This window comes from Mycobacterium sp. PDNC021, assembly GCF_048282635.1.
GTDB lineage: Bacteria > Actinomycetota > Actinomycetes > Mycobacteriales > Mycobacteriaceae > Mycobacterium > Mycobacterium llatzerense.
Map to the genome: position 1 here is coordinate 695,492 of NZ_CP182502.1, position 23,883 is coordinate 719,374.

At 66.4% G+C, this 23,883-nt stretch carries 23 protein-coding genes; 9 read left to right on the forward strand and 14 right to left on the reverse strand.

The window, feature by feature from the left end:
• Window positions 1–16 precede the first annotated feature (16 nt).
• The 10 genes from ACNO8X_RS03190 to ACNO8X_RS03235 all read right to left on the reverse strand — a co-directional run bounded on the left by ACNO8X_RS03190 (window position 17) and on the right by ACNO8X_RS03235 (window position 10,018).
• Window positions 17–481 (reverse strand): MarR family winged helix-turn-helix transcriptional regulator, encoded by a 465-nt coding sequence (locus ACNO8X_RS03190; RefSeq protein WP_043391536.1) that lies wholly within the window; start codon window positions 479–481, stop codon window positions 17–19.
• A gap of 40 nt (window positions 482–521) precedes the next feature.
• Entirely contained in the window at window positions 522–1,259 is a 738-nt protein-coding gene (locus tag ACNO8X_RS03195) for an amino acid ABC transporter ATP-binding protein (protein WP_043986341.1), read from the reverse strand.
• Window positions 1,256–3,010 carry an ABC transporter substrate-binding protein/permease gene (locus ACNO8X_RS03200; protein ID WP_418005755.1) on the reverse strand — a complete coding sequence of 585 codons (1,755 nt, stop codon included), beginning with the start codon at window positions 3,008–3,010 and terminating at the stop codon, window positions 1,256–1,258. The genes ACNO8X_RS03195 and ACNO8X_RS03200 overlap by 4 nt, the downstream gene beginning before the upstream one ends.
• Before the next feature lie 90 nt (window positions 3,011–3,100).
• On the reverse strand, window positions 3,101–3,883 hold the full coding sequence (locus ACNO8X_RS03205) for an LLM class F420-dependent oxidoreductase (RefSeq protein WP_418004122.1): 783 nt from the start codon (window positions 3,881–3,883) through the stop codon (window positions 3,101–3,103).
• Window positions 3,884–3,892: 9 nt separating this feature from the next.
• A complete protein-coding gene (locus ACNO8X_RS03210; RefSeq protein ID WP_418004123.1) occupies window positions 3,893–4,795 on the reverse strand; it encodes an alpha/beta fold hydrolase in 903 nt (300 codons plus the stop codon).
• 33 nt (window positions 4,796–4,828) lie between these two features.
• Window positions 4,829–6,400: an alkyl hydroperoxide reductase subunit F gene (gene ahpF, locus ACNO8X_RS03215; RefSeq protein WP_418005756.1), complete on the reverse strand. Its 1,572-nt coding sequence runs from the start codon at window positions 6,398–6,400 to the stop codon at window positions 4,829–4,831.
• A gap of 130 nt (window positions 6,401–6,530) precedes the next feature.
• Window positions 6,531–7,094 (reverse strand): alkyl hydroperoxide reductase subunit C, encoded by a 564-nt coding sequence (gene ahpC, locus ACNO8X_RS03220; RefSeq protein ID WP_043391547.1) that lies wholly within the window; start codon window positions 7,092–7,094, stop codon window positions 6,531–6,533.
• Window positions 7,095–7,284: 190 nt separating this feature from the next.
• Window positions 7,285–8,373: an inositol-3-phosphate synthase gene (locus tag ACNO8X_RS03225; RefSeq protein ID WP_260934868.1), complete on the reverse strand. Its 1,089-nt coding sequence runs from the start codon at window positions 8,371–8,373 to the stop codon at window positions 7,285–7,287.
• 52 nt (window positions 8,374–8,425) lie between these two features.
• Window positions 8,426–8,998, reverse strand: a complete 573-nt coding sequence (locus ACNO8X_RS03230; RefSeq protein WP_418005757.1) for a PadR family transcriptional regulator — start codon at window positions 8,996–8,998, stop codon at window positions 8,426–8,428.
• Between the two features lie 165 nt (window positions 8,999–9,163).
• Window positions 9,164–10,018, reverse strand: coding sequence for a DUF1707 SHOCT-like domain-containing protein (locus tag ACNO8X_RS03235; RefSeq protein ID WP_418004124.1), 855 nt, complete (start codon window positions 10,016–10,018; stop codon window positions 9,164–9,166).
• Between the two features lie 144 nt (window positions 10,019–10,162).
• Between ACNO8X_RS03235 and ACNO8X_RS03240 the strand changes: the two genes are divergently transcribed.
• Genes ACNO8X_RS03240 through ACNO8X_RS03255 form a run of 4 tightly spaced genes read left to right on the forward strand, consistent with a single transcriptional unit; the run spans window position 10,163 to window position 15,212 of the window.
• The gene (locus tag ACNO8X_RS03240; RefSeq protein ID WP_043391555.1) at window positions 10,163–10,594 is read left to right on the forward strand and encodes a DUF5318 domain-containing protein; all 432 of its coding nucleotides are present in this window, start codon (window positions 10,163–10,165) and stop codon (window positions 10,592–10,594) included.
• A gap of 4 nt (window positions 10,595–10,598) precedes the next feature.
• Window positions 10,599–13,055: a transglycosylase domain-containing protein gene (locus ACNO8X_RS03245; protein WP_418004125.1), complete on the forward strand. Its 2,457-nt coding sequence runs from the start codon at window positions 10,599–10,601 to the stop codon at window positions 13,053–13,055.
• Window positions 13,052–14,707 (forward strand): glycosyltransferase family 87 protein, encoded by a 1,656-nt coding sequence (locus tag ACNO8X_RS03250; protein WP_418004126.1) that lies wholly within the window; start codon window positions 13,052–13,054, stop codon window positions 14,705–14,707. Before ACNO8X_RS03245 ends, ACNO8X_RS03250 begins: the two co-directional genes overlap by 4 nt.
• Before the next feature lie 40 nt (window positions 14,708–14,747).
• Window positions 14,748–15,212 carry an SRPBCC family protein gene (locus tag ACNO8X_RS03255; protein ID WP_043986347.1) on the forward strand — a complete coding sequence of 155 codons (465 nt, stop codon included), beginning with the start codon at window positions 14,748–14,750 and terminating at the stop codon, window positions 15,210–15,212.
• A gap of 183 nt (window positions 15,213–15,395) precedes the next feature.
• On the opposite strand, the gene ACNO8X_RS03260 is transcribed toward ACNO8X_RS03255, so the two are convergent.
• The 3 genes from ACNO8X_RS03260 to ACNO8X_RS03270 all read right to left on the reverse strand — a co-directional run bounded on the left by ACNO8X_RS03260 (window position 15,396) and on the right by ACNO8X_RS03270 (window position 17,518).
• Window positions 15,396–15,992: a hypothetical protein gene (locus ACNO8X_RS03260; RefSeq protein ID WP_418004127.1), complete on the reverse strand. Its 597-nt coding sequence runs from the start codon at window positions 15,990–15,992 to the stop codon at window positions 15,396–15,398.
• Window positions 15,993–16,021: 29 nt separating this feature from the next.
• Window positions 16,022–16,672: a hypothetical protein gene (locus ACNO8X_RS03265; protein ID WP_418004128.1), complete on the reverse strand. Its 651-nt coding sequence runs from the start codon at window positions 16,670–16,672 to the stop codon at window positions 16,022–16,024.
• Window positions 16,673–16,837: 165 nt separating this feature from the next.
• Window positions 16,838–17,518, reverse strand: coding sequence for a hypothetical protein (locus ACNO8X_RS03270; RefSeq protein ID WP_418004129.1), 681 nt, complete (start codon window positions 17,516–17,518; stop codon window positions 16,838–16,840).
• Between the two features lie 193 nt (window positions 17,519–17,711).
• On the opposite strand from ACNO8X_RS03270, the gene rpsF reads away from it, so the two are divergent.
• The 5 genes from rpsF (at window position 17,712) to ACNO8X_RS03295 (ending at window position 22,940) form a co-directional block, all read left to right on the forward strand.
• Window positions 17,712–18,002, forward strand: coding sequence for a 30S ribosomal protein S6 (gene rpsF / locus ACNO8X_RS03275; protein WP_043391567.1), 291 nt, complete (start codon window positions 17,712–17,714; stop codon window positions 18,000–18,002).
• Window positions 18,003–18,083: 81 nt separating this feature from the next.
• Complete coding sequence (locus ACNO8X_RS03280) at window positions 18,084–18,593, forward strand: single-stranded DNA-binding protein (protein ID WP_043391569.1); 510 nt, start codon at window positions 18,084–18,086, stop codon at window positions 18,591–18,593.
• Window positions 18,594–18,640: 47 nt separating this feature from the next.
• Window positions 18,641–18,895 (forward strand): 30S ribosomal protein S18, encoded by a 255-nt coding sequence (rpsR, locus tag ACNO8X_RS03285; protein WP_043391572.1) that lies wholly within the window; start codon window positions 18,641–18,643, stop codon window positions 18,893–18,895.
• A gap of 15 nt (window positions 18,896–18,910) precedes the next feature.
• On the forward strand, window positions 18,911–19,366 hold the full coding sequence (gene rplI, locus ACNO8X_RS03290) for a 50S ribosomal protein L9 (RefSeq protein ID WP_043391573.1): 456 nt from the start codon (window positions 18,911–18,913) through the stop codon (window positions 19,364–19,366).
• 508 nt (window positions 19,367–19,874) lie between these two features.
• Window positions 19,875–22,940 (forward strand): replicative DNA helicase, encoded by a 3,066-nt coding sequence (locus tag ACNO8X_RS03295; RefSeq protein ID WP_418004130.1) that lies wholly within the window; start codon window positions 19,875–19,877, stop codon window positions 22,938–22,940.
• Window positions 22,941–23,199: 259 nt separating this feature from the next.
• Here the strand turns inward: ACNO8X_RS03295 and ACNO8X_RS03300 are convergent, their stop codons facing one another.
• Window positions 23,200–23,802: a TetR/AcrR family transcriptional regulator gene (locus ACNO8X_RS03300; RefSeq protein WP_418004131.1), complete on the reverse strand. Its 603-nt coding sequence runs from the start codon at window positions 23,800–23,802 to the stop codon at window positions 23,200–23,202.
• Between the last annotated feature and the right edge of the window lie 81 nt (window positions 23,803–23,883).

A 23,883-nucleotide genomic window follows, 5' to 3' on the forward strand; every position in this document is an offset into this window, starting at 1 on the left:
CTTGATCGTCGCGCGGCTAGTCGTCGTTGCTGGTGGCCAGCTTCTCCAGTGGCGCAAGGGCCTTGGAGATGTTGTCGATGTCCTCGGGTGTCAGCTTGGCCATCATTGCGATCAGGACCTTGCGACGGGCCTCGAGGGCCTCACGGTGCTGCACGAGTCCGCGCGGCGTCACATTCACCAGGACGGCGCGCAGGTCAGAAGGGTCACGGGACCGCTTGACCAGACCCAGCTTCTCCAACCGCCGGATCGCCACCGTCGTGGTGGGGGTGCGGACCCGCTCATGCGCGGCCAGCTCGGTCATCCGGATGGGTCCGCGATCCAGCAGCGTGAGCAGGATGGACAACTGCGCGAGGGTCAGGTCGGCGCCGGCCTCGGCGTCCTTCGGGATCTCGACGCGTCGGCGCATCACGTTGAACAGCTTGGAGAGGACCTGCTGCAGGTCTCCTGCAAGGTCCGCGACCTGCGGCTCCGTCGACGACATAGTTCGATAGTCTAACGTGTATGCCGGATACTGGCCGGTATTAGACAACCTGCGCCAGAAATTGACGTAAACGTTGAGTTTCTGCGGATTCGAAGATCCGCTCGGGGGTTCCGGTCTCGATCACGCGACCGCCGTCCATGAACACCACCGAATCTGCCGCTGACCGGGCGAAACCCATCTCGTGGGTGACGACCACCATGGTCATGCCGTCGGCACCGAGTTCGCTGATGAGCGTCAGGATGCCCTTGACCAATTCGGGATCCAGCGCCGAGGTGGCCTCGTCGAAGAACATCACCTGGGGGTTCATGGCCAGGGCGCGGGCGATCGCGACACGTTGCTGTTGTCCGCCGGAGAGGGTCGCGGGGCGAACCTCGGCCTTGTGCTTCAGTCCGACGCGCTCCAGCAGTTTCAGGCCGAGTTCGCGGGCGGCATCGGCGTCCAGTCGCTTGAGTTTGCGGGGCCCTAGGGTGACGTTCTCCAACACCGTCCGGTGCGGGAAGAGGTTGAAATGCTGGAACACCATCCCGATCCGCTGGCGCAGTTGATCCGGGTTGTCCTTCAGGACCGAACGACCGTCGAGCAGGATGTCTCCGCGGTCCGGTTCGTACAACCGGTTCAGAGTGCGCAGCAGCGTCGACTTGCCCGAGCCCGACGGGCCGATGACGGCCGTCGTGGTGCCGGCCGGCACGTCCAGATCGACGCCCCGCAGGACCGTGCTGGCCCCGAAGGACAGGTGAATGTCGTTGGCGGCCAGGGAAACCGGCTGCGGGGCGGTCATGCGATCTCCTCGGTCGCGGCGGTGAGCTCGGGTTCGGCGGGCCGACCTTTACTGAGTCGCCGGTCGATGTAGTTGACCAGGTGAGTCAGGGGCACGGTCAGGGCCAGGTAGAACAAGCCGGAAGCAACCAGGGGAGAAAGGTTTCCGGTCTGCGCGTTGAGGTCGCGGCCCACCTGGAACAGCTCGCGCTGACTGGCGATCAACCCGAGGAAGTACACGAGCGACGACGCCTTCAGCAGCGAGATGAACTGGTTCATCAGCGCCGGCAGCACCCGGCGAACGCCCTGTGGCACCACCACCAGGCGCATCGACGCCGGGTAGCCGAAGCCAAGCGCACGCGAAGCCTCGAGCTGGCCGGCGTCGACACTCTGAATACCCGAGCGCAGAATCTCCCCGATGTAGGCGCCCGCCATCAGTCCCAGCGCGGCAATTCCCAAGGGGTACGGGTTGTTTCCGGTCAGCGAGCCCACCACCGGACCGATGCCCAGCCCGATCACCAGGATGATCACCACTTCGGGCAGCCCGCGGAAGATGTCGGTGTACACCCGCGCCGGCCACCGCAGCCAGCGTGACCGGGAGATGCCCGCGATGGCCAGCGTCATACCGATGATCGAGCCGATGATGCTGGCGCTGACGGTCAGGATGAGGGTGTTCGGCAGGCCCGTCTTGAACAAATCCGGGATGGCCTGCCGATACAGGCGCCAGTCCAGAAATGCGTCTTTCAGTTGGGACAGGGTGGATTTCGGTGCGGGACCGGACGTCGGTGCAGCGGACGCATGCGACGCGGCGATGGCGTTGAAGTCGGGCAGTTGCGGCAGCGGAGCGGCCTTCGATCCGGGCTTCCAGCCCGGCGGCAGGGCTCGCGGTACCCAGTCCGAATAGAGCCGCGCCCAGGTGCCGTCGGCGATCACCGCGTCGAGGCCCGCGTTGAGCGCGTCGATCAGCGGTTTGTTCTCCTTCGCGACCGCGTAGGCCACGAAATTGTCCAAGCTGAAGGTGTTTTCGACGATCCGCGCCGGGTCACCCGGTTGCACGGTGCCCGAGGCTTGCTGCGACGGTGCCACCCAGGCGTCGATCTGCCGAGTCTTGATGTTGGCGTAAACCGTGGCGTAGTCCGGGAATTTGACCGGTTCCAGGTGCAGGGTGTCGACGACGTAGGCCTCCTGCACGGTGCCCTGCACGACGCCGATGCGCTGGCCCGCCTTCAGTGCACCGAACCCGTTGATGGCCGATCCGCTCGGCACGACGAGCGAAAAGTAGCCGAAGTCATAGCCATTGGTGAATCCGACGGTGCGGCGCCGGGCGTCGGTGGTGGTGATCGATGACGACCCGACGTCGAACCGGCGGGAGGCGACCTGGGCGAGCAGCCCGGCGAAATCGGTGCCGACGAAGTTGACGCGCAGCCCGATCTTCTCGGCGATGGCCCGCAGCAGCTCGTTGTCGAAGCCGGTGAACTGGCCGCCCGAGTTGATACAGACGCTCGGCGGCGCATCGGACAGCGTGCCGACGGTCAGCACCCCGGGGGTGCCCAGCCCCAAGGTCTCGGGCCGCACCGTCGAAAGCGGTTGGGTACCAGGCGTCGTGTACTTGTCGGTGCCGTCGCCCTGGGCGGCGGTGGCCAGGTTGGTGGGCAGTGCGCTGGCGCTCTGCACGCCCGGCGGGGCGCACTGGTCGGTGGTGGCGCGGGCCGGGACGCCCACGGACAGCGAGCAGACCAGGAGTGCCACCAGTATCGCTACCGCCGCACGCAGGAAAGAGGTCACGCAGGTCAACCTAGCGGGTGCCCGGCCGAATGCAGCGGCTTCAGCTCGCCCGGAATTGATCCGGCCGGGCCGCGTCGGTTACTGGCTGTCGCGCCACCGGCACAGGGCTTCGGCGTGGGTCAGGTCGTAGTCCGGTCCATTGACGCCCACCGTCAGCAACGAAACACCCAGCGCGGTCAGGGCTTCGGCGTTGGCGATCAGGCCGTCGCCGCTGTCGTCCACGCCGGCCGAGCGGACGATGGTGCTCGGGTCGCGGCCGACGTCGGCGCAGTGCCGGTCCAGCACGGCGGCCTTCTCCGGATATGTCGACGCCGTGGTGAAGCTGTGCCACATCTGGGCGTACTGGGCGACGAGCTTGAGCGTCTTGCGTTCGCCCTGGCCGCCGATCAGGATCGGGATCTCGCGCACCGGGGCCGGATTGAGCTTGCCCAACCGCGAGATGATTCGCGGCATCGCCGCCGCCAGGTCGTCGAGTCTGCTTCCGGCCGTGCCGAATTCGTAGCCGTACTCGTCGTAGTCTTTCTCTTTCCAGCCCGATCCGATGCCCAGGATCAGCCGCCCGTCGGAGATGTTGTCGACCGTCCGCGCCATGTCCGCCAGCAGTTCCGGGTTGCGGTACGAGTTACAACTGACCAGGGCGCCGATCTCGATCCGCGAGGTTTGCTCGGCCCAGGCGCCGAGCATGGTCCAGCATTCGTAGTGCGCGCCGTCGGGATCGCCGTACAGCGGGAAGAAGTGGTCCCAGTTGAAGGCGACGTCGACGCCGAGGTCCTCGCTGCGACGGACCGCGTCGCGCATCAGGCCGTAGTTGGGGGAGTGCTGGGGCTGCAGTTGAACCCCGATGCGGATGGGAAAGGTCATGTCCCCACGCTAGCGGCCGAGGACGCCCCGCAGAATGTCCACGAGCGCCGCGGGCTGATCGCCCTGCACCGAGTGCCCGGAATCGGCGACCATGTGGGTCCGCTGGAAACCCGGCGCGCCGGCGGCGAAAGCGGCGGCATCGTCGTCATTGACGAAGTACGAATTGGCGCCCCGCACCAGCGTGGTCGGCATGGTGATGGACGGGACGTCGTCCCACAGTCCGGCAAAGCCGTCACCGACGCGCAGCGAGTCGTAGCGCCAGGTCCAGGTGCCGTCGTCGAGTTGTTTGGCGTTGTGAAAGACGCCGCGTCGCAACGAGTCCCGGCTGCGGTGCGGGGATGCGGCCATCGTGACGTCCAGCATCGCGGCGAAACTGGGGAAGCTGCGGTCGCCCTTCACCAGCGCGACCGCGCCCAGCTGGGCCTTGGTCATCTGCTCGTGCCGTTCCGGCGCCGACGGGGTGACGTCGATCAAGACCAGCGAGGGCACCAGGGCAGCGTCGGTCGCCGCGATGCGCAGCGCGGTCAGTCCGCCCAACGACATTCCGACCACCAGCCGGGCCGACGGCGCGTGCGCGCGCAGCACCGGCCGCAGGGTTTCCGCGTTGAGCTTGGGCCCGTAGTCGCCGTCCTCACGCCAGGCCGACCGCCCGTGCCCGGGCAGGTCGATCGCCAGCGCCGGCAAGCCGAGACCGAGGATCACGGTGTCCCAGGTGTGCGCGTTCTGCCCGCCGCCGTGCAGGAACACGACCTCGGGTTCAGAGGTGTCCCACTTCAGCAGGCTGATCGGCCCGTCCTCGATCCGGGATACCGCCGGCAGCGGACCGGTCGCGCCGATCTGCTCGGCGTTCTCGGGCAACAGCCCGAACTCGTCGAGCGCCAGCAGGTCGTCGTCGGAGATCTCGAGGGCCACGTTTCGGACACTACCCCCGGCGCCGGGGAGCGCTCAGCTGCCGACCGGGGCGGAGGTTCGGATCAGGTGATCGAACGCTGAGAGCGCCGCTGTCGCACCGGCTCCCGCCGCGATGACGATCTGCTTGAACGGCACCGTCGTGCAGTCGCCGGCGGCGAACACGCCGGGGACCGACGTCTGGCCGCGTTCGTCGATGACGATCTCGCCGCGCTTGGACAGTTCGACGCTGCCTTCGAGCCACTCGGTGTTGGGCAGCAGGCCGATCTGGACGAAGACGCCCTGCAGTTCGAGGTTGTGCGACTCGCCGGTGGTGCGGTCCTGGTAGGTCAGGCCGGTGACCTGATCGCCGTCGCCGAGGACCTCGGTGGTCAGCGTGCTCAGCAGGATGTCGACGTTGGGCAGGCTGCGCAGCTTGCGCTGCAGCACCTCGTCGGCGCGCAACACCGAATCGAACTCGATCAGCGTCACGTGGGAGACGACGCCGGCGAGGTCGATCGCGGCCTCCACGCCGGAGTTGCCGCCGCCGACGACGGCGACGCGCTTGCCCTTGAACAGCGGCCCGTCGCAGTGCGGGCAGTAGGTGACGCCCTTGTTGCGGTACTCAGCCTCGCCCGGCACGTCCATCGAGCGCCAGCGGGCGCCGGTGGACAGGATGACGGTGCGAGCGGTCAGCGAGGCGCCACTTTCCAGCGAGATCTCGATGAGCCCGCCCTCGTCGATCGCGGGCAGCAGCTTCGCGCCGCGCTGGGTGTTCATCACGTCGACGTCGTACTCGCCGACATGGGCTTCCAGCGCCGCGGCGTACTTCGGTCCTTCGGTGTGCGGGACGGAGATGTAGTTCTCGATCGCCATGGTGTCGAGGACCTGGCCGCCGAATCGCTCGGCGACCACGCCGGTGCGAATTCCCTTGCGGGCAGCGTAGATTGCGGCCGCCGCTCCTGCGGGTCCGCCACCGATCACCAGCACGTCGAAGGGGTCCTTCTCTGCGATGGCTTCGGCGGTGCGCTGTGCTGCGCCGACGTCGACCTTGCCGATGATCTGCTCGAGGGTCATTCGGCCCGAGTCGAACACCTCACCGTTGAGGAAGACGGTGGGCACCGCCAGCACCTTGCGCTGCTCGACCTCGTCTTTGAACAGCGCGCCGTCGATGGCGACATGGGTGATGCGCGGGTTGAGGATCGCCATCAGGTTCAGTGCCTGCACCACGTCGGGGCAGTTCTGGCAGGACAGCGAGAAGTAGGTCTCGAAGTGCAGGTCGGCGTCGAGGCCCCGTACCTGCTCGAGCAGTTCGGGGGCTTCCTTCGACGGGTATCCGCCGACCTGCAGCAGGGCCAGGGCCAGCGACGAGAACTCGTGGCCGAGGGGGATGCCGGCGAACCGGACCTCGACGTCGGTGCCGGCGCGTCGGATCGCGAATGACGGCCGGCGGGCATCGTCGTCGCCGCGCGAGTAGGTGATCTTGTCCGACATTGCCGCGATCTCGGTGAGCAGTGCGGCGAGTTCGGTGGACTTGGGGCTGTCATCGAGGGAGGACACCAGCTCGATGGGCGCGGTCAGGCGCTCCAGCAGGGACTTCAACTGGCCGGCGAGTGAGGTGTCGAGCATGCGGATCAACTCCATCGATGAGAGGACTGGCTGGGCCATTCGTGGCCCGAAAGATATTGGTGGAAAACAGTTTTGATGGGCGGTGCGGGCCGGATGAACCAGACCCGCACCGTCAACCAACAGTGCAGAGCTAGATCTTGCCGACGAGTTCCAGCGACGGGGCCAGGGTCTCTTCGCCCTCTTCCCACTTGGCCGGGCAGACCTCGCCCGGGTGGTTGCGCACGTACTGGGCGGCCTTGACCTTGCGGACCAGCTCGGCGGCGTTGCGGCCGATGCCCTCGGCGGTGACCTCGGTGAACTGGACGACGCCGTCGGGGTCGACCAGGAAGGTGCCACGGTCGGCCAGGCCCTGGTCCTCACGAAGCACCTCGAAGTTGGTGCTGATCTGCAGGGTCGGGTCGCCGATCATGGCGTACTGGATCTTGCCGATGGTGTCGGACGAGTCGTGCCACGCCTTGTGGGTGAAATGGGTGTCGGTGGACACGGAGAACACCTCGACGCCGAGGCGCTGCAGCTCCTCGTAGTGGTCGGCGAGGTCGCCGAGCTCGGTCGGGCAGACGAAGGTGAAGTCGGCCGGGTAGAAGAAGAAGATCGCCCACTTGCCCGCGATGTCGGCGTCGGACACGGGGATGAAGGTGCCGTTCTTGTACGCGGTGGCGGAGAACGGCTTGATCTGCTTGTTGATCAGGGCCACGGGAACCTCACTTCGGGTCACTATCGGATGTCGGTTACGAGTCCGTAGCTTAGTCCCATTTTCTGGACTAGTTCCAGTTTGAGGAGGGTGGTTGTGGCCAGTCTCACAGCGCCGGCCCTGACCATCCCGGCGCCCCAAATACAAAGTGGGCGGCCAGGTTTCACCTGGCCGCCCACTCTGACGTCGATATTTAACCCTCGATGAAGGCTTCGAGCTGAGTGCGGGCGAGGTCGTCGGCGACCTGCTCCGGCGGGCTCTTCATCAGGTAGGCCGAGGCCGGCAGGATGGGGCCACCGATGCCGCGGTCCTTGGCGATCTTGGCGGCGCGCACGGCGTCGATGATGATGCCGGCCGAGTTGGGGGAGTCCCAGACCTCGAGCTTGTACTCCAGGTTCAGCGGCACGTCACCGAAGGCGCGGCCCTCGAGGCGGACGTACGCCCACTTGCGGTCGTCGAGCCACGCGACGTAGTCCGACGGGCCGATGTGGACGTTCTTGTCGTAGACCTTGTCGGCCAGCGAGCCGGTCAGGTTCGAGGTGACGGCCTGGGTCTTGGAGACCTTCTTGGACTCCAGGCGCTCGCGCTCGAGCATGTTCTTGAAGTCCATGTTGCCGCCGACGTTCAGCTGGTACGTGCGGTCCAGGGCGACGCCGCGGTCCTCGAACAGCTTGGCCATCACGCGGTGGGTGATGGTGGCGCCGACCTGGCTCTTGATGTCGTCGCCGACGATCGCCACACCGGCGTCCTCGAACTTCTTGGCCCACACCGGGTCGGAGGCGATGAACACCGGCAGCGCGTTGACGAACGCGACCTTGGCGTCGATGGCGCACTGCGCGTAGAACTTGTCGGCCTCTTCCGAACCGACGGGCAGGTAGGAGACCAGAACGTCGACCTCGGCGTCCTTGAGTGCCTTGACCACGTCGACGGCCTCGGCGTCGGACACCTCGATGGTCTCGGCGTAGTACTTGCCGATGCCGTCCAGGGTCGGGCCGCGCTGCACCGTCACATTGGTGGGCGGCACGTCCGCGATCTTGATGGTGTTGTTCTCGGAAGCGAAGATGGCCTCGGACAGGTCGAAGCCGACCTTCTTGGCATCCACATCGAACGCGGCCACGAACTTCACGTCGCGCACGTGATACTGGCCGAACTTCACGTGCATCAGTCCCGGCACGATCGTGTTCTCGTCAGCGTTCTGGTAGTACTGCACGCCCTGGACGAGCGATGCCGCGCAGTTGCCTACGCCGACGATTGCGACCCGAACCTCGTTCGACTCAGACATGTGACGGTCTCCTTTTCCTACTCTTTCAGTGCGTTCGCCGGGGCGTGAGCGCTCAGGTTTGGTCGGCGTGGCCTTGTGACGGCGGCGCCGTCGGTCCGGCAGTTGCCACGCGCTCGGCTGCAATCAGTTCGTTGAGCCATTTCACTTCGCGCTCACTGGACTCGAGCCCGAGCTGATGCAGCTGGCTCGTGTAGCGGTCGAGTGAACTACTGGCCCGTGCGATCGCCTCGCGCAGACCTTCGCGACGCTCCTCGACCTGACGGCGCCGCCCTTCCAGGATTCGCATCCTGGCTTCGGCGGGCGTCCGATTGAAGAACGCCAAGTGCACACCGAATCCGTCATCGGTGTAGTTCTGGGGACCGGTGTCTGCGACGAGTTCGGTGAACCGTTGCTTGCCGGCATCGGTGAGTTGGTAGACGCGGCGCGCGCGGCGCACCTTCGTCGAACCGAGGGGTGCGGCGTCTTCGACGATCAGGCCGTCGGCCTGCATGCGACGCAGCGCCGGGTAGAGGGAGCCGTAGGAAAAAGCCCGGAAGGCTCCTAGTAGTCCGGTCAGGCGCTTGCGCAGCTCGTAGCCGTGCATGGGGGACTCCAGCAGAAGCCCCAGGATGGCCAGCTCCAGCACAGTGTCACCTCCCGATTTGACTGACGGCGTCACCTATCAGGCGCTACGACGCCTCAACACCTCGCACAATAGTATCGCGCCGATATATACGGAGCCAATCGAGAGCTCACATGGAGATGAACAGCATTCGATGCGGGCGTCAACGCGGCCCGAACATGGGGCGAATCAGCCGGGGTAGTTGATCTGCTTCTGGTTGCCGTCCGGGTCCAGGTCGATGTAGCCGCTGTTGTTGAACTTGCCGGATACGTAGATCGAGATCTCGACGGTGTCCTGCGGCGCCGTGATGTCCTTGCCGGCCTTGATCGAGATGTAGACGGTGTTGATCTCGTTGCGCTTGATGCCCAGGGTCTCGGGGGCGCCGTGCAGGATTCCGGCGATCTTCTCGACGTTGAATTTGCCCAGGTCGACGACGCGTTCGTCGCTGCTCACCGAGGTGGTGTCGGGGTCGTCCCAGCCGCCGCGGTAGTCGTACCGCAGCACCCGGCGTGGTTCGCCCGGGTCGGGGCGCTCGAGGATCGCGTAGTCCCCGTAGATGTTCAGCTCATAGCCGGTGGTGTCGCCGAACTTCTTCTTCATCTGGGTCAGCAACCCGGTCAGCCCGCCGAGCGACTGTAGCTGGCGCGGCGGGGTCAGCACGATCGGCGCGATCCCGTCGGGCTTGGCGCCGGGGTCTTCGGCTGCGCTCAGCGGCGATTGGCCGGGCGCGGCGTAGATACCCCAGCCGATCGCGAGACCGACCACGAGCATCACCGCGGCGCCGGCGGCGAGCACGCCCCAGCCGGTCGACGGCACCGCGCGGCCCGCGCCCGTCTTCAAGGTGGGGAGCTTGACCGACGAGTTCCCCGTCTGCAGATCGGTCACCAGCGAGCGCAGCTCCCCGAGGGTGACGGCCTTGGTGGCCGTGGCGACGCGCTGACGGTGCTCCTCGGCCGACAGCTGGCCGTCGGCCAGCGCCATGTCCAGAATCTGGCAGGTGTCGTTGCGGTCGCTGTCTTTCGCCCGGGTCGCTGCGGTGGCCACCGGGAAAGAGTAAAGGTCAGGTGGCACGGCCGCGTGAGCCCGGCCACAAGCCGTCTACCACTGCACCTCTCAAGCTGGCTACAACCCGGCTACATGCGTGCCATCACGCATCGGCGTCCAGCTGCCCGACGTACTCTGGTCAACGTGCGATTGCAGCGGCAGGTGGTCGACTATGCGCTCCGGCGCAGGTCGCTGCTGGCCGAGGTCTACTCGGGCCGTACCGGCGTCACCGAGGTGTGTGATGCCAACCCCTACCTGCTGCGCGCTGCAAAATTTCATGGCCGGTCCAGTTCGGTGATGTGCCCCATCTGCCGGAAGGAACCACTGACATTGGTGTCGTGGGTGTTCGGCGATCACCTCGGGGCGGTGTCGGGTTCGGCCCGCTCCACCGAGGAGCTCGTCCTGCTGGCCGCCAAGTTCGACGAATTCGCGGTTCACGTGGTGGAGGTATGCCGCACTTGCAGTTGGAATCATTTGGTCAAGTCATATGTATTGGGGACGCCGAGTCCCCCGAAGTCGGCGAAGCCTCGTGGCACGCGCGCGGCGCGCTCGAAAGCGCGCACCGCCAGTGAGTGACGGAGTGAGTGGGGCTGGGCGTCACAGCCGGTCAGGCGACGACGCGACCAGAGGGCCGGCAGCCGGCGCGCAGCAAGGTCGGCCTGGCCCCGTGCCGCCGGATGACCGGCGCACCATGATCCTGCCGTCGGTCGGGAAGGCCGACGACCCGCGGCTGCGGGATCCGATCGACGCCGTGAAGGCGGCGCTGGACGGCACCAAACGGCCGAGCCAGCCCCCGATGAGCGCGGCCGGCGGCATGAACCCGCCGCCGAAGTCGCCGCCACCACCGCCCCCGCGGACCGGCGGCGGAAAGTCCAGCGGACCCCAGCTGCCGAAGTTCAAGTGGAACTGGAAGCTGTTCCGGCGGCTCTGTTACGCCGGCATCGTCGTGTTGCTGGTGCTGCCGATCGTCACGTTCGGCATGGCGTACCTCATCGTCGACATCCCCAAGCCGGGTGACATCCGCACCAACCAGGTGTCGACCATCCTGGCCAGCGACGGCACCGAACTGGCGAAGTTCGTCCCGCCGGAAGGCAACCGGGTCGACGTCAACATCGACCAGATCCCCGTGCATGTGCGCAACGCGGTGATGGCCGCCGAGGACCGCGACTTCTACACCAACCCCGGCTTCTCGTTCTCCGGCTTCGCGCGCGCGTTCAAGAACAACATCTTCGGCGGCGACCTGCAGGGCGGCTCGACCATCACGCAGCAGTACGTGAAGAACGCGTTGGTCGGTGATGCCCGCTCCGGCATGGGCGGCTTGGTCCGCAAGGCCAAGGAGCTGGTGATCGCCACCAAGATGTCCCGGCAGTGGTCGAAAGACGAAGTGCTGCAGGCGTATCTGAACATCATCTATTTCGGCCGCGGCACCTACGGCATCGGCGCGGCGTCGAAGGCGTACTTCGGCAAACCGGTCGAGCAACTCGACGTGGCCGAGGGCGCGCTGCTCGCCGCCCTGATCCAGCGGCCGTCGACCCTGGACCCGGCCGTCGACCCAGAGGGCGCCGCCGAGCGCTGGAACTGGGTACTCGACGGCATGGTGACCATGGGTGCGCTGTCCAAGGAGGACCGCGCGCAACAGAAGTTCCCGGCCACCGTGCCGCCGGAGCAGGCCCGCCAGGAGAACCAGACGGAGGGCCCGAACGGCTTGATCCAGCGACAGGTGATGAAGGAGCTGCAGAGCATCTTCAACATCAACGAGCAGGCGCTGAACACCGAGGGGCTGCAGGTCACCACGACCATCGACCCGAAGGCGCAGTCGGCCGCCGAGGATGCGGTGTCGAAGTACCTGGACGGCCAGGCGGATGACATGCGGGCGGCGGTGGTGTCGGTCGATCCGCACACGGGCGGCATCAAGGCGTACTACGGCGGCTCCGACGCCAACGGCTTCGACTTCGCGCAGGCGGGTCTGCCGACGGGTTCGTCGTTCAAGGTCTTCGCGTTGGTGGCGGCGCTGGAGCAGGGCATCGGCCTGGGCTACCAGGTGGACAGCTCACCGGTGACGGTCAACGGCATCAACATCACCAACGTCGAGGGCGAGGGCTGCGGCACCTGCAGCATCGCCGAGGCATTGAAGCGGTCGCTGAACACCAGCTACTACCGGTTGATGCTCAAGCTCAAGCACGGCGCGCAGGATGTCGCCGACGCCGCACACAAGGCCGGCGTCGCCGACAGCTTCCCCGGCGTCGAGCACACGCTGTCCGAGGACGGCAAGGGCGGACCGCCCAACAACGGTGTGGTGCTTGGTCAGTACCAGAGCCGCGCGCTGGACATGGCCTCCGCGTACGCGACGCTTGCCGCGTCCGGCCAGTACCACAAGCCGCACTTCGTGCAGAAGGTCGTCAACGGCGACGGGCAGGTGCTGTTCGACGCGTCGTCGCAGGACGGCTCGGGTGAGCAGCGGATTCCGAAGGCCGTCGCCGACAACGTGACCTCGGCGATGCAGCCGATCGCCGGGTACTCCCGCGGCCACAACCTGGCCGGCGGCCGGGCCTCCGCATCCAAGACGGGCACCGTGCAGCTCGGTGACACCGGCGCCAACCGTGACGCGTGGATGGTCGGCTACACGCCGTCGCTGTCCACCGCGGTGTGGGTCGGCACGACGGCCGGGACGCAGCCACTGGTGAACAAGGGCGGCGGACCGGTGTACGGCTCGGGGCTGCCGTCGGACATCTGGAAATCCACGATGGACGGCGCGCTGAAGGGCACCGACAACGAGTCGTTCCCCAAGCCCACTGCCATCGGTGGGTACGCGGGCGTCCCGCAGGCCCCGGTGATCAAGCCACCGGCGCCCGATGATCCGCAGGGGCCGCCGCCGGGTGCGCCCACGGAGACGGTGGTCCAGCCGACGCTCGTCATCGCCCCGGGTATCACCATCCCGTTCGGTCCGCCGACGACCATGCAGGTCGGCCCGCACCAGGATGCGCCGCCTCCTGGCGGCGGTGACCCGAACCAGCCTGGCCCCCCGCCGCCGCCGTGACGGTCGAGGAACCTGACGAGCCCGGCGCCCCGACGGTCTCGCCTGCCCGGCTGGCCCGGGACCTGCGTAGCGCCGACGACCGCGACCTGCCCAGCCGCACCGACGTCCTGGGTGCCGCGCTGTCCGGTGTCGTGGGTGGGCCGGTGGGCCGGCACGCCATGATCGGGCGGGCGCCGTTCCTGACCCCGTTCCGGGTGATGCTGCTGATCGCACTCGTCTTCCTGGGGCTGGGCTACACCACCAAGGCGCCGTGCCTGGTGACGACGGGCTCCGGCACCGCCGATCAGCGGGTGGCGAACTGGCAGAACCAGCGGGCCTACTACGAGTTCTGCTATTCGGACACCGTGCCGCTGTACACCGCGGAGCTGCTGAACCTGGGCAAGTTCCCGTACAAGTCCAGCTGGATCGAGACCGACAGCGCGCACAAGCCGCGCATCCAGTACGACGGCACGCGGGCCATCCGCTACATGGAATACCCGGTGCTGACGGGCATGTACCAGTACGCGTCCATGTCGGTGGCCAAGACCTACACGGCGCTGTCGAAACTGGTCCGGATGCCGGTGGTCGCCGAGGTGATCATGTTCTTCAACATCTCGGCGTTCGGGCTGGCCCTGGCGTGGATGGCCACCGTCTGGGCGACCATGCGAATGTCCGGCCGACGGGTCTGGGACGCCGCGATTGTGGCGGGGTCGCCGATCCTGATCTTCCAGGCGTTCACGAACTTCGACGCGCTCGCGACGGGGTGCGCGGCCGGCGCCATGCTGGCCTGGTCGCGGCGGAAACCAGTGGTGGCCGGCGTGCTCATCGGGGTCGGCGTGGCCCTGAAGCTCTACCCACTGCTGTTGCTGATCCCGCTGGCGATGCTGGCGGTGCGGACCGGCAAGTGGCGGCCCGTGGTCAAGACCGCGATCGCCGCGCTGGTGACGTGGATCGCGGTGAACCTGCCGATCATGCTGATGTACCCGCGCGGGTGGTCGGAGTTCTTCCGGCTCAACACCCGGCGCGGGGATGACATGGACTCGCTGTACAACGTGGTGAAGTCCTTCACCGGCTGGAGCGGCTTCGACACCAACCTCGGGTTCTGGGAACCGCCGACGGTGCTCAACACCGTCACCGCAGTGCTCTTCGTCCTGTGTTGTGCGGCAATCGCTTACGTCGCGTGGACGGCCCCGCAGCGGCCGCGGCTGGCGCAGCTGGCGTTCCTGGTCGTCGCGGCGTTCCTGCTGACCAACAAGGTGTGGAGCCCGCAGTACTCGCTGTGGCTGGTGCCGCTGGCCGCGCTCGCGCTGCCGCATCGTCGAATCCTGTTGGCGTGGATGACCATTGACGCACTGATCTGGATTCCACGGATGCTGTATCTGTACGACGACCCCAAGCTCGGGCTGCCCGAACAGTTCTTCACCACGACCGTGCTGCTGCGGGACATCGCGGTGATCGGCTTGTGTGCGTTGGTGATTCGTGCCATCTACCGGCCGGAGGTGGACCTGGTCCGCTGGGGCGGCCGGGTGGACGATCCGTCCGGCGGCGTGTTCGACGAAGCCGACGACAATCCGCCGCGCTGGTTGCCCGCCCGGCTCCGTCCGCGCCCGGCGGCCGCCGCAGAACCCGATCCCGCGTCCGAGCCTGAACCGGAGCTTGCGCCCACGGCATAAAGGGGCTGCGTTCTGTCGCGCTCGGTGGCAGGGTCGAGGCGTGACTGACCTGACCTTCTCCGATTCCATCGTCGTCGACACCGATCCCGAGACCCTCTATGCGCTGGTCTCCGACGTGACCAACATGGGCCAGTGGAGCCCGCAGTGCAAAGAGTGCTGGTGGGAGGACGAGGACGGCGGCCCGGTGGCCGGCGCCTGGTTCAAGGGTCGCAACGAGGAGGGCGACCGGACCTGGGAGACCCGCAGCCAGGTGGTCGTCGCCGAGCCCGGCCGCGAGTTCGTGTGGGAGGTCAACGGCGGCTGGGTGCGGTGGGGCTTCACCGTCGATCCCGTCGACGACGGCACCCGGCTGACGCAGTCGTGGGAGTTCCTGCCGGCCGGTATCGAGGGCTTCCACGGGCGCTGGCCCGACGACGCCGAGCATCAGATCGCACTCCGCACGAAGTACGCGAAGGAAGGCATCCCGGTGACGCTGGCGGCGATCAAGAAGACGGCCGAGGCCTAGGTTCTTCTTGCCGCGAGTGTGCAGTCGGCGCGGATGTCGCTTGTGCGGCGCGCTGGCCGCACTTTCGCGGCGCCGGTCGCGCTCTCTCCCTTGGCAGCTTCGATCTGGAGCCGTCAGCTTTCCTTGACGTCAAGGAAAGCTGACGGCCCGGGATCGAACATGCCGGGGAGGGCTGGCCCCGACTCAGCCCTGATACGGCGGGTAATACGCGTACTGCGGAAGTTGTTGTGGCGCAGCCTGACTCTGTCCCGCTCTGATCCACGCGGTGGTTGACGGCAGCAGCACCAGGACCATCGTGATGATCGGGAATGCCAGGCCGACAACGGCGCTGACGACACTTTCGGGCGAGTACCAGCCATCCGACGTCACGGCGGTGGTGAAGACGGAGGTCATCAGGTTGCTCACGATGGCCACCGCACATCCACTGACCACGAGCCACCGGCCGAGCATCTTGCGCCGAAAGAGCAGCACTGCGCCGGCGATGAGCAACACGCTCATCAGCGTGCCGAGCACGAACCCGATGATCACCACGGCGACCATTCCGATGGCAAGGACGCCGAAGATGCTGTCGAGGAGTTCGAGATCAGAATGGTCGAAGTTGCTGCCGATCGATGCGATGGCGATCAGGAAGAACAGTGAGACGGCGGTGAGGCCGAGGCCGAGCAATCCGCCTAATGCTGCCAGCACTCCGGCGGTGATCGCGGTGCCGCCGCTCGGCTGGGTCGGTGCCGCCGGCGGGGCGGGGTAGGCGCCTGGCTGCGGGTACTGCGGATACGTCATGTTTCCCCTCTGACGCCAGGTTGAACCAATTAGCCCTGGTACGGCGGGTACTGCGGAAAGTACTGCGGCGCAACCGGATTTCGCTTGGCGTGAATCCACGCCATCGTCGATGGTCGCAGGGACAACACCATCGTCAGGATCGGGAAGAGCAAGCCCAGGACGCCAAATCGGGGGCCGCCTTCGTACTCCGAGATGGCGTTGTGCAGCCCGTAGCTGATCACTGTCCCGGCGATGATCAGCACGCAGCCGGTGACTATGAGCCAGCGGCCGGACATCTTGCGCAGGAGCAACATCGTGGCGCCGACCAAGAGCAACACGGCGGCGAGAACGCCGGACGTGCAGAACATGATCGCGAGGGGGTAGGTCCCGCCGGGAAAGGCGGCGGCGGACTCGCTCCTGATCCTGGCGATCGACGACAAGCCAGACAGTCCCATGCCGCCGTTCGCGAGTGCACCCAGGATCGACAACACAGCAGCGGTGACCGCGGTACCACCGCTGGGCGGCACCGGCTGCATGGGCGGCGGGAAACCGGCCGGATAGCCGCCGGGGTAGGCGCCCGGCTGTGGGTATCCCTGCTGGTAGGCGGGCTGGGGCGGGTAGCCCTGCGGATATCCTGGCTGCTGCGGGTAGCCGGGCTGCCCGGGAAACCCCTGGCCGTAGGGCCCCTGTGGATACGTCATGCGTCCCCCTCGCTGACAAAACGCTGTGAAGTCAGCCTATCGGCCGTGACGCACATGCCGGGGTGACAGAGAACTTCCGCGTTGACTGCGAACTGACGCTGCAAAAGTTCGAGTGGGTGCCTGCGCAGATTCGCAGTCAACGCATCGCGCGCGGCCGGCCCTGACTCAGCCCTGATGCGGCGGCGGGTACTGCGGAAAATGCTGCGGTGCAGCGGTATTGCGCTTGGCCTGAATCCACGCGGCGGTCGCCGGCAGTAGGACCAGCACGATGGTGGTGACTGGGAAGACCATGCCCAGCAGCGGGAGCACTCCCAAGCCTCCGTAGCCCGGGTAGCCGGCCGTTGCGCTGGTACGTACGGCAAAGCCGATGAGGTTGCTCACGATGGCCAGCGCGCATCCGCCGATGATGAGCCAGCGCCCCAGCATCTTGCGCTGAATCAGCATCACGGCCCCGGCCAGGAGCACCGCCCCGAAGAGGATGCTGGCCAGGCTCCCGACGATCAGCAAGGCGTAGACCTCGCCGGAGATCGCGGAGAGGTTCGAGAGTCCAGAGTCACTTTTGATCGCCGCAATACTGATCAGAGCGAGAATCCCGCTGCCGAGGCCTGCCAACGCGCCCAGTGTCGCCAGCACTGCCGCACTGATAGCCGTGCCCCCGCCAGGCGACGCGGGTGGCATGGGTGCGGGCGGAAAGCCGCCCGGATAGCCGCCGGGGTAGGCGCCCGGCTGTGGGTATCCCTGCTGGTAGGCGGGCTGGGGCGGGTAGCCCTGCGGATATCCTGGCTGCTGCGGGTAGCCGGGCTGCCCCGGAAACCCCTGGCCGTAGGGCCCGTGTGGATAGGTCATGCGTCCCCCTCGCCGACAGCAATCGTGCACCCAGCCTATCGATCTTTACGGCTCCGTCAGTGCGGCACTTCTGAGTGCCGATTTCGCAGCTCAGGGGCTCTTCGGGTAACCTGGCCCGGTTGCCGACGCAGGCGACCCTCCTGCCACGGAACACGCCGTGGCCGACACGACCATAGGAGGTGATGGGTTCCACATGCGTCCATACGAAATCATGGTCATTCTCGACCCCACACTTGACGAGCGCACCGTAGCTCCGTCGCTGGAGACGTTCCTGAACGTCGTCCGCAAAGACGGCGGCAGCGTCGAAAAGGTGGACATCTGGGGCCGCCGCCGGCTGGCTTACGAGATCGCCAAGCACGGTGAAGGCATCTACGCGGTTGTCGACGTGAAGGCCGAACCGGCCACGGTCAACGAGCTCGACCGTCAGCTGAATCTGAACGAGTCGGTGTTGCGTACCAAGGTCCTGCGGACCGACAAGCACTAGAAGCACCGAAGCTCTGCGGATTTGTCGCGCGCCTTGCGTAGGCTCGCGCCTAATTCACCCAATCCGTCCCAGGAGGATCTCGTGGCTGGTGACACCACCATCACCGTTATCGGAAACCTGACCGCTGACCCGGAACTGCGCTTCACGCCGTCCGGTGCTGCCGTTGCGAACTTCACCGTGGCCTCGACGCCGCGGATGTTCGACCGGCAGAGCAATGAGTGGAAGGACGGGGAGGCGCTGTTCCTCCGCTGCAACATCTGGCGGGAGGCGGCCGAGAACGTCGCCGAGAGCCTGACCCGGGGGTCGCGTGTCATCGTGACCGGCCGGCTGAAGCAGCGCTCGTTCGAGACCCGTGAGGGTGAGAAGCGCACCGTGATGGAGGTCGAGGTCGACGAGATCGGCCCGTCCCTGCGGTACGCGACGGCGAAGGTGAACAAGGCCAACCGCAGTGGCGGCGGCGGTGGCGGCTTCGGTGGCGGCGGCGGTTCCCGCCAGCCCGCCGGTGGCGGCGGCGCTCCGGCCGACGACCCGTGGGGCAGCGCCCCGGCATCGGGTTCGTTCGGCGGCGCCGACGACGAGCCGCCCTTCTGATCCACGTAATTGGCTGGGAAACCAGCTAGACCCAGAAAGAGAAACACATGGCTAAGGCCACCAAGCGGCGTCCGGCCCCGGAAAAGCCGGTCAAGACCCGCAAGTGCGTGTTCTGCTCCAAGAAGGCGCAGATCATCGATTACAAGGACACCGGACTGCTCCGGACCTACATCAGTGAGCGCGGCAAGATCCGTGCCCGTCGCGTCACCGGTAACTGCGTGCAGCACCAGCGCGACATCGCCATCGCCGTGAAGAACGCCCGTGAGGTTGCGTTGCTTCCGTTCAGCTCGTCGACGCGATAGGGAGGACTGAGAAATATGAAGCTCATTCTGACCACCGAGGTCGACCACCTGGGTTCGGCCGGCGACGCCGTTGAGGTTCGTGACGGCTACGGCCGTAACTACCTGCTGCCCCGCGGCCTGGCCATCCTGGCCAGCCGTGGTGCCGAGCGCCAGGCCAACGAGATCCGTCGGGCGCGCGACGCCAAGACGGTTCGGGACCTGGACCACGCCAACGAGCTGAAGCAGGCGATCGAGGCCCTCGGCCCCGTGTCGCTGGCTGTCAAGGCCGGTGCCGACAGCGGCAAGCTGTTCGGTTCGGTGACCGCGGGTGACGTCGTCGCCGCGATCAAGAAGGCCGGTGGCCCGAACCTCGACAAGCGCACCGTCGAGCTGCCCAAGGCGCACATCAAGTCGGTCGGCACCCACAAGATCGCGGTGCGTCTGCACCCGTCGGTCAACGTGCCGGTGTCGCTGGCTGTCGTCGCCGGATAGGCATGCAGTAGCTCAAACAGCAGAACGCCCGGGTGGAGTCAATCTTTGACTTCGCCCGGGCGTTTTCTGTTGACAGCGGGCGAATTTTTTCAGCCAATCTGCAAACAGTGATCTACGCCGGCTGTTAACCTGCGCGGCCCCTTTCTGCTACGCGCCCGCAACACAACACGCCCGAGATGGCTACCCGGCACGACACGCCGCACCAATTCTCATGCACAGGCTCACAGCCGATATATAGGCCGTTGAGCTGCAAGTTTGGGAATTTACCCGCGGGTATTCCACAAGTTCTCCCCAAGCGGTCAACATCGTTGTCCACGTCTTTCCACATTTCATCCACAAGGTTGCTAACAGGGGCGGTTCCGGACTGCTCCAGCAACGCCTAACGTGGTGCGTCGCACGACAGGTGAGCGGCTTGCGAGCCCGGTCTGTCGGCAGGGTGAAGTACGGTCACGAGTAGCTCGTTCGAACGTTTGTTTGCTGTTGGTTTTCGGGGGAAGAGGAGCGCTTCGTGGCTGTCGCTGACGACCTGGGTCGGTCCGGCATGGAGGAGCCGCCCAGCGAGGATTTCGGTCGGCAACCGCCGCAGGACATGGCTGCCGAGCAGTCGGTGTTGGGCGGCATGCTGCTGTCCAAGGACGCGGTCGCCGACGTCCTGGAGCGTCTCCGCCCCGGCGATTTCTACCGGCCGGCACACCAGAACGTCTACGACGCCATCCTCGACCTGTACGGCCGCGGGGAGCCCGCTGACGCCGTCACCGTCGCCGCGGAGCTGGACCGCCGCGGTCTGCTCAAGCGCATCGGTGGCGCGCCGTATCTGCACACCCTGATCTCCACCGTGCCCACGGCCGCCAACGCCGGCTTCTACGCCGGCATCGTCGCGGAGAAGGCCACGCTGCGCCGCCTCGTCGAGGCCGGCACGCGCGTCGTGCAGTACGGCTACGCGGGTGCTGAAGGCGCCGACGTGGCCGATCTGGTGGACCGGGCGCAGGCCGAGATGTACGACGTCACCCAGACCCGCAGCAGCGAGGATTTCACCGTCCTGGAGGAGCTGCTGCAGCCCACCATGGACGAGATCGACGCCATCGCCTCCAATGGCGGTATCTCGCGCGGCATCCCGACCGGCTTCACCGAGCTCGACGAGATCACCAACGGTCTGCACCCCGGCCAGATGATCATCGTGGCCGCGCGCCCCGGTGTGGGTAAGGCGCTGGCGCTGGACACCCCGCTGCCCACTCCCGGCGGCTGGACCACCATGGGTGACGTCTCGGTGGGCGACGAGCTGATCGACGCCAACGGACGGCCCACCCGCGTGGTTGCCGCGACTCCGGTGATGGAGGAGCGGCCGTGCTACGAGATCGACCTCTCGGATGGCACCACCATCGTGGCCGACGCTTCGCACCAATGGCCGACCGGCCGCGGCATCGTCACCACCGCGACCCTGCGGCCCGGCGCGGACCGGCTCGAGCCGGCATTGACCGCCGGTGGGCTGGCCGTGCTCACCCGCCCCGTGGCGATTGCCGATGTGCGCCGGGTGGATTCGGTGCCGGTGCGCTGCGTCGAGGTCGACAACCCGGCCCACCTGTACCTGGCCGGGCGGTCGATGGTGCCCACGCACAATTCGACGATCGGGCTGGACTTCATGCGGTCCTGCTCGATCAAGCACCAGCAGGCCAGCGTCATCTTCTCGCTGGAAATGAGCAAGACCGAGATCGTCATGCGACTGCTCTCGGCCGAAGCCAAGATCAAGCTGGGCGATATGCGTTCGGGCCGCATGAGCGACGACGACTGGACCAAGCTGGCCCGCCGCATGAGCGAGATCTCCGAGGCGCCGCTGTACATCGACGACTCACCGAACCTGACCATGATGGAGATCCGGGCCAAGGCCCGTCGTCTGCACCAGAAGGCCCAGCTGCGGCTGATCGTCGTGGACTACATGCAGCTGATGACCTCGGGTAAGAAGTTCGAGTCCCGGCAGCAGGAAGTCTCGGAATTCTCGCGGTCGCTGAAGCTGATGGCCAAGGAACTCGAGGTTCCGGTGGTCGCGATCAGCCAGCTGAACCGTGGTCCCGAACAGCGCACCGACAAGCGCCCGCAGGTGTCGGACCTTCGTGAGTCGGGCTGTCTGACCGCATCGACGCGAATCCTGCGCGCCGACACCGGCGCCGAGGTCACCTTCGGCGAGCTGATGGCTTCGGGGGAGCGGCCGCTGGTGTGGTCGCTCGATGACCGCAAGCGCATGGTGGCGCGGCCCATGACCAACGTCTTCTATAGCGGGCACAAGGAAGTCTTCCTGCTGCGCCTGGCTTCCGGGCGTCAGGTCGAGGCCACCGCCAACCACCCGTTCATGACGTTGAACGGCTGGGTTTCCTTGGGCGACTTGGCTGTTGGTGACCGTCTCGCGGTGCCGCGCACCGTGCCCGAGCCGGTTCACACCGAGCGCATGGACGACGCCGAGATCATCATGCTGGCCCACATGATCGGCGACGGGTCCTGCGTGAAGCGCCAGCCGATCCGCTACGCGTCGATCGATGAGGCGAACCTCGTCGCCGTTGCCGGTGCGGCGCGGCACTTCGGTGTGACGGCCGTGCGCGACGAATACCCGTCCGCCCGCGTGACCACGCTGCGGATGCCGGCACCGTACCGCCTGACCCACGGCAAGCGGAACCCGATCGCGGCCTGGTTGGACAAGCTCGGGCTCTTCGGGAAGCGGAGCTACGAAAAGTTCGTTCCTCAACAGGTTTTCGCGCTGCCCAACGATCAGGTTGCGCTCTTCCTGCGGCATCTGTGGGCGACGGATGGATCGGTGCGCTGGGACGCGAAGGTCGGCCAGGGGCGGGTGTCCTACGCGACCACCAGCCGACAACTGGCTGATGATGTGGTGCAGCTGCTGCTGCGGGTAGGCGTGTTGGGCCGCATCGTTCGTGCCAAGAAAGCCGGCTATCGCGATTGCTGGCATGTGCTGATCTACGGTGCCGCCAACCAGCGCCGGTTCCTCACCTTGGTCGGCGTGCACGGCGAGCGCGGCGCCAAGGCCGCTGAATTGTTGGCCCGGTTGCAGGACGTGCAGTCCAACACCAACCTCGACACGGTGCCCAAAGAGGTTTGGCAGCAAGTGAAGTCGACGTTGACGCGCCGCGGCATGTCGCACCGCGAGTTCGCCGACGCGATGGGTACCCAGTTCTGCGGCTCGACCATGTGGAAGCACGCGCCGAGCCGTGGTCGGCTGCATCGCGCGGCGAGCGTGCTGAATGACACTGAGCTGCACGACCTCGCGACCAACGAAGTCTTCTGGGACGAGATCGTCGAGATCACCAGTATCGGTGAACAGGACGTCTACGACGGCACGGTGGCCGGTACACATAACTTTGTGGCGCAGGGGATTTCGGTCCACAATTCGTTGGAGCAGGACGCCGATATGGTCATGCTGCTGCACCGTCCGGACTCCATCGACCGCGACGACCCGCGCGGTGGTGAAGCCGACATCATCCTGGGCAAGCACCGTAACGGCCCGACCGCGAATATCACTGTGGCACACCAGCTGCACTTCTCGCGGTTTACGAATATGGCGCGGTAACCCGCTGCTGTCGAGATGCGTGAAGATTGACACCACCACGCCTGGCTAGGTTGGACACGCCGAAGCATGTCCCATCGGCCCACTAGTCTGCGGCCGCGGACGCGCCAGCAAACCACTGTGCGACCCCGAATCGGAAACATTTTTCTATGTCGATGAACTGGAGGCGATCATCCGCGAATGGGTGACAGCCGTATACCGCCACCGGCCGCATGACAGCCTGTTTGATCCTCGCGTGCCGGGGTTACGGACGTCGCCGGCGCTAGGTGGCCTCGTGGGACGGCTCTTCGGTCGCGGATGGGTGATGTAGTCCGGCAGCGACGATTCCACCGAACGCCATGGAGTAGTACGTGCGCGCGAGGACCCGTCGCCTTTCGCGGTTGTCGCGAGAGAGGTAGTGCAGACACATCGCGGGTCCGCACACGCTGAGGATTTCCACGAGCGCTTCGGCGTCGACCTCGGGCCGGTCGTCGTAGCGTCCGAAGGCTTTGATAGCCAGCAGCGCCCGAGTCACGTCGCCCCACCGCTGAGAGATCGGGGCAAATGCCGATGGTGGTAGGAGGTGCGGCGCGGAGCGCACTATGGCATTGAGAACGGGGCGGTGTGTGTCTAGTTGGTCGAACACACCGGTGATCAGATCGGGGCCTGTCGCGGGGTCCCCTGTTGTGAGCGCGGCCTGCAGGCGTTGGCCGATTCCTTCGACGACGTCAGCCATGATCTCGTCGACGACGACGGCGATGATGGCGTCGCGGTCGGCGAAGTACTGATAGAGGTTCGCCTTCGCAATACCGGAGGCATCGGCGATAGCGCCCATGGAGCTGTGGTCATAGCCACGCTGCGTGAGAACCTGACGGGCGGCCGACACTGCGCCAAGAACAGTCTCACGCGAACGATATTGCTGGGGTTCTCTGCGCAGCTTAGACGTGGTTTCCGGTATCCGAGCCAT

Coding starts and splice junctions, on each gene's coding strand:
- rpsF (WP_043391567.1), top strand. CDS start 17,712: ATGCGTCCATACGAAATCATGGTCATTCTCGACCCCACACTTGACGAG.
- rpsR (WP_043391572.1), top strand. CDS start 18,641: ATGGCTAAGGCCACCAAGCGGCGTCCGGCCCCGGAAAAGCCGGTCAAG.
- rplI (WP_043391573.1), top strand. CDS start 18,911: ATGAAGCTCATTCTGACCACCGAGGTCGACCACCTGGGTTCGGCCGGC.
- ahpF (WP_418005756.1), bottom strand. CDS start 6,400: ATGCTCGACACCTCACTCGCCGGCCAGTTGAAGTCCCTGCTGGAGCGC.
- ACNO8X_RS03265 (WP_418004128.1), bottom strand. CDS start 16,672: ATGACGTATCCACAGGGGCCCTACGGCCAGGGGTTTCCCGGGCAGCCC.
- ACNO8X_RS03225 (WP_260934868.1), bottom strand. CDS start 8,373: ATGTCTGAGTCGAACGAGGTTCGGGTCGCAATCGTCGGCGTAGGCAAC.
- ACNO8X_RS03190 (WP_043391536.1), bottom strand. CDS start 481: ATGTCGTCGACGGAGCCGCAGGTCGCGGACCTTGCAGGAGACCTGCAG.
- ACNO8X_RS03260 (WP_418004127.1), bottom strand. CDS start 15,992: ATGACGTATCCGCAGTACCCGCAGCCAGGCGCCTACCCCGCCCCGCCG.
- ACNO8X_RS03195 (WP_043986341.1), bottom strand. CDS start 1,259: ATGACCGCCCCGCAGCCGGTTTCCCTGGCCGCCAACGACATTCACCTG.
- ACNO8X_RS03205 (WP_418004122.1), bottom strand. CDS start 3,883: ATGACCTTTCCCATCCGCATCGGGGTTCAACTGCAGCCCCAGCACTCC.
- ACNO8X_RS03270 (WP_418004129.1), bottom strand. CDS start 17,518: ATGACCTATCCACACGGGCCCTACGGCCAGGGGTTTCCGGGGCAGCCC.